We start from the raw sequence: 3846 nt of genomic DNA on the forward strand, positions 1-3846 counted from the left end.
ATCCCACACCGATCAGGCACAGGGTTGGTCCGCTGATCGGTCGCAGGATTCTGGCGTCGTCGGCGATGATGGGGCCATGCAGAGCACGGAGCAGGACAGATGAACACCCAGGACAACCCAAGCCTTGCCGGGCTGATCACCGACTTGGCCCAGAATGTCACCACTTTGGTGCAAACCGAGGCCAGGCTGTTTCGGGCCGAGCTTTCTGAAAAGCTTGCCAAAGCCGGAGCAGGTGCCGCGGAAGTTCTGGGCGGCGCGATCTGCTTGCTCGCCGCGCTAATGGTGTTGCTGCAGGCACTCGTTATTGCACTGACGCGGGCAGGACTTGGCGCGGGGTGGTCTTCCCTGCTGGTCGGCGTGGTCGTGGCGGCCCTCGGCATTATCCTGCTGCGGACCGGGACGGCCAGCATGGCGCCTTCGGAACTTACCCCCGACCGCACCCAGGAACAGCTCAAGCGCGACGCGAGCGTGATCAAGGAACAAGTGAGATGACTGAGAAATCCGCAGCCGAACTTGAACGCGAGGCCGAGGCAGCCCGTGCGCGGGTGATGGAGACCGCCGAATCCATTCGAGGCAGGATGACGCCGGGACAATTGCTGGATGAGTTCACCGGGCTGTTCTCGGGAGGGGAGAGTTCGGCCATGCTCGCCAACCTCAGAACGCAGGTCCGAGACAATCCTTTGCCGGTCACCATGGTGGGAGCGGGTCTGGCTTGGCTGATGTTCGGCAGTGGTACCGCAGACACCGCCCGCGGTTCGGCTGGCTACTCAATGCCCTCGGCGCCGGGACGACATGATGAACGGGAACGTGGAGGCTTGGGCAGCACGCTTTCCGATGCCGCCGCATCTCTGTCATCGGCTGCCACCAGCGTCGGCGATACCGTTTCCAGCGCGGCAAGCAGCGCCGCGGAGGGTTTGACGGGCAGCACGGCCACTGCAAGATCGGTGACCGGCGACATGGCGGCGAAAGCCGCCCGCTCCGCGCAAGATCTTTTGGAGAACCAGCCCTTGGCCATAGCGGCCGCGGGTCTCGCCATCGGCGCCGCCATAGGTGCAATGCTGCCCCACACCGCAACGGAGGATGAGCAGCTAGGCGCCTATGGCGACAAGCTTCGCGATACCGCCGAAACCATGCTCGACAGGGGTCTCGACGAGGCCAAGCAGGTCGCCGCCGAAGCCTATGGAACCATCAAGCAGGAAGCTGGCCGGCAACATATGGAAGCAGACACGATCGCCGATCAGCTCGGCGAGATCGTGAAGTCCACAGCAGACAAGACCGAGCACGCCGTGCGTGAACGGATTTCCGATCCATCTCAGCGTCAAACCTAGCTTGAATGGATCAACGATAGTCGGTCTCGTCAGAAGGGCCGGCGTTGTTGTTCAGACGATGAACCGCTCAATCATTTCAGAGCGTAGAGGTAGGCCGCGATATCGCGCGCCTGCTGCTCCGAAATTCGGGTCGATGGCATGGCCGTGCGCGGATTGATTTCCCTGGCAGATCGTATCCAGCGGATCAGGTTCTCTGGATTGTTGGCCAGCCCGCCGCCGATAAAGGTGCGGTCAGCAAGACTGGCGTCGAGGCGTGGACCGACCTGCCCTTGCGCGCCCGGCACGCCCGAAATCGTATGGCAGCCGGAACAACCATTCGCAGTCATGATCGGCATGGCGCGCGCAATGTCACCTCCCGTGGCCGCCTCCGCCTCGTGGCGGATGTGCGCCGCCTGATCGGACCACCAGGTCATTCCGGCCACGCCCGCAACGAGCAGCACCAGCGCGGCGCTGGCGCCGGCAAGCAGCTTAGACAAGCTCGTAGGCATGCGCAGCCTCCCCCCTTCCGCTCGCCTTGATCCACAGCGCGGCCAGCAGCAGCGCTGCGCCGCCATAGATCAGTCCAGCGGGAACCCACATCACCAGCCCGGCAAGTTGCTGGTCTTCCAGGGGGCTCAAATTCCATAGTGCCGCACCCACCGCGTTCTGCGGGTACCAGAGCCGCGGCGAGAGCAGCAGGAGCACGCCAAGCAGGCCAGTGTGCAGCGAGGTGACGAAAAGATGCATCACTGCGGTCCCATAGGCATGCTGGCGGCCGGGACGCGGCAAGAGTACCCACCAGAACAGCAGCCCTGTTCCGAAGAAGCTCGCGTGCTGTGCATAGTGCATCACGCCGCGTTCGAGCGCAGCCTCGAACAACGCCGGAAGGTGCCAGATCCATATGGCCAGGCCGTGGGCAATGGTCGCGCTGAGCGGTCGAGTTACGAAAGACCAAACCGCATTCAGCCATCTGCCGTGCCCGGCCATTCCAAGAATGCGCCGGACCCCGGCGGGAAATCCCCACATCAAGGCCGCAGCCGGGCTGGCGGAGACCAGCAGCGGCGCCGCCACGGCCATCAGCAGTTCATGCTCGATCATATGCGCCGCAAAGATCTGCTCACCGAGTGCATGAATCGGGCTGACCAACGCGGCCGTCAACACGCCCCATCCGGCCGTGAACAGCAGAGCCTGGCGCAGCCGCAGAGTCCTGCCGCGGCTGCTGCGCCGCCAAAGCCGGCCAGCTCCAACGACATATATCAGGGCAAGCACGGCAAGTGGCAGGGTGATGGGCAGCGCGAGCGTCCACCCGGCCTCGGGTGCGCCGGCGCCATAGCAGATGGAAGTAGAGAACAGCCCGTCCAGATTCATCGCAGGCACTCATCCAGGATCAGCGCCGCGCTGCCTTGCATGAGGATCACAAGCGCAAACAGCAAGGCCGACAGCATGCCGAGATTGGCGACGAAGCGCTCTGTGGCGCGCGTACGCTCCGGCTTGAATGCGGCACCGCCTCGCCGCTTCGCCCGCCACGACAGCGCCCCGCCGAGCAGCGACAACAAGACGAGCAGCAGCGCCACGGGAAGCACGACCGGCACCTGGCGATTGCATTGCCAGGGCACCAGCGCATAATTCAGCTGTGTCGAGACCGCCCACGCCAGCGGCCCTGACAGAAGACCACCCCAAGACGTTCCCAGGCGTAATGCACGCATCTCAGCCTAGCCTCGGCACCCAGTAGATGAGCAGATAGATCGGAATCCAGGTCAGGACCACGAAGTCCCAGTAGAAGACATTGTCGCCGACATCGCCGAAGCGACGGCCGCTATAGCCGTGGCGCGTGAACATCAGCACAGTCAGCACGATGGTGTCGCCGACATCGGTGATGAGATGGGTGGTGTGCAGCCCGAGCAGCACCCAGAGCATCGATCCATAGGCATTGGTGTCCCAATAGATGTTGAGGGCCGGGAATTCGAACCAGCGCACGACGAGCGGAGCGATGCCGAGCAGCGACATGACCATCAGCCCGATCCGCACCGGCACCATCGAACATTGCTTGGCATAGCGGTGGAGGATGTGGTTAGGCACAAGGCTGACGATGAACAAAATGGTGACGATCGTTCCGGGCCAATGGTTCGGGCGCGGTGCGCTGAGGGGCCAGTCTGGCCATGACTGCGCAAGGTAGAGATAAGCGCCGGCCGCCAGCGCGAAGCCCGTGCCTTCCAGCGCCATGAAACCCAGCGTGCCCCACCAGGTCGGGCTGCGCGGACCGTGCCCGAAGGTGGGCAGGCCAGAAAGATCGGCGGCGGCGCGCTGCTTCATTCCTCGTCCTCCGGATCGCCCTTGGGCCAGAACCATCCGATCAACGTGATGGCGATTGGCGCGGCGCCCCAGACGATCGCCCAGGGCGTGAAGATTGAATAGAGAAACGTGCCGCCGACGGCCAGCGCCGCTAAAAGCGGCCAGATCGAAGGGGCGGCCGATTTCTCGCGAATGTCGGGATGAGCTTCGGCCACGGTCGAGATGAGGAGTTCGCGCGCGTCGACGC

6 protein-coding genes and 1 pseudogene are annotated in these 3846 nt (G+C 63.8%); 2 read left to right on the forward strand and 5 right to left on the reverse strand.

Going from position 1 to position 3846, the window contains the following annotated elements; genetic code table 11:
* Positions 1 to 99: 99 nt before the first annotated feature.
* Complete coding sequence (locus EN914_RS27635) at positions 100 to 492, forward strand: phage holin family protein (protein ID WP_013525134.1); 393 nt, start codon at positions 100 to 102, stop codon at positions 490 to 492.
* A 56-nt stretch (positions 493 to 548) separates the two neighbouring features.
* Positions 549 to 1328, forward strand: coding sequence for a hypothetical protein (locus tag EN914_RS27640; RefSeq protein WP_245265377.1), 780 nt, complete (start codon positions 549 to 551; stop codon positions 1326 to 1328).
* A gap of 71 nt (positions 1329 to 1399) precedes the next feature.
* Here the strand turns inward: EN914_RS27640 and EN914_RS27645 are convergent, their stop codons facing one another.
* The 5 genes and pseudogenes from EN914_RS27645 to EN914_RS27665 form a co-directional block, all read right to left on the reverse strand.
* Positions 1400 to 1816: a cytochrome c family protein gene (locus EN914_RS27645; protein WP_024504618.1), complete on the reverse strand. Its 417-nt coding sequence runs from the start codon at positions 1814 to 1816 to the stop codon at positions 1400 to 1402.
* Complete coding sequence (locus EN914_RS27650) at positions 1797 to 2675, reverse strand: cytochrome c oxidase assembly protein (protein ID WP_024504617.1); 879 nt, start codon at positions 2673 to 2675, stop codon at positions 1797 to 1799. The genes EN914_RS27645 and EN914_RS27650 overlap by 20 nt, the downstream gene beginning before the upstream one ends.
* Positions 2672 to 3013 (reverse strand): hypothetical protein, encoded by a 342-nt coding sequence (locus tag EN914_RS27655; RefSeq protein WP_013525138.1) that lies wholly within the window; start codon positions 3011 to 3013, stop codon positions 2672 to 2674. The genes EN914_RS27650 and EN914_RS27655 overlap by 4 nt, the downstream gene beginning before the upstream one ends.
* Before the next feature lies 1 nt (position 3014).
* On the reverse strand, positions 3015 to 3620 hold the full coding sequence (locus tag EN914_RS27660; RefSeq protein ID WP_013525139.1) for a cytochrome c oxidase subunit 3: 606 nt from the start codon (positions 3618 to 3620) through the stop codon (positions 3015 to 3017).
* Positions 3617 to 3846: pseudogene (locus EN914_RS27665) on the reverse strand (cytochrome c oxidase subunit 4); the annotation flags it as partial. The pseudogene EN914_RS27665 and the gene EN914_RS27660, both read right to left, overlap by 4 nt.

The organism is Mesorhizobium sp. M7A.F.Ca.CA.001.08.2.1, from assembly GCF_003998455.1.
Taxonomy (GTDB): Bacteria; Pseudomonadota; Alphaproteobacteria; order Rhizobiales; family Rhizobiaceae; genus Mesorhizobium; species Mesorhizobium ciceri.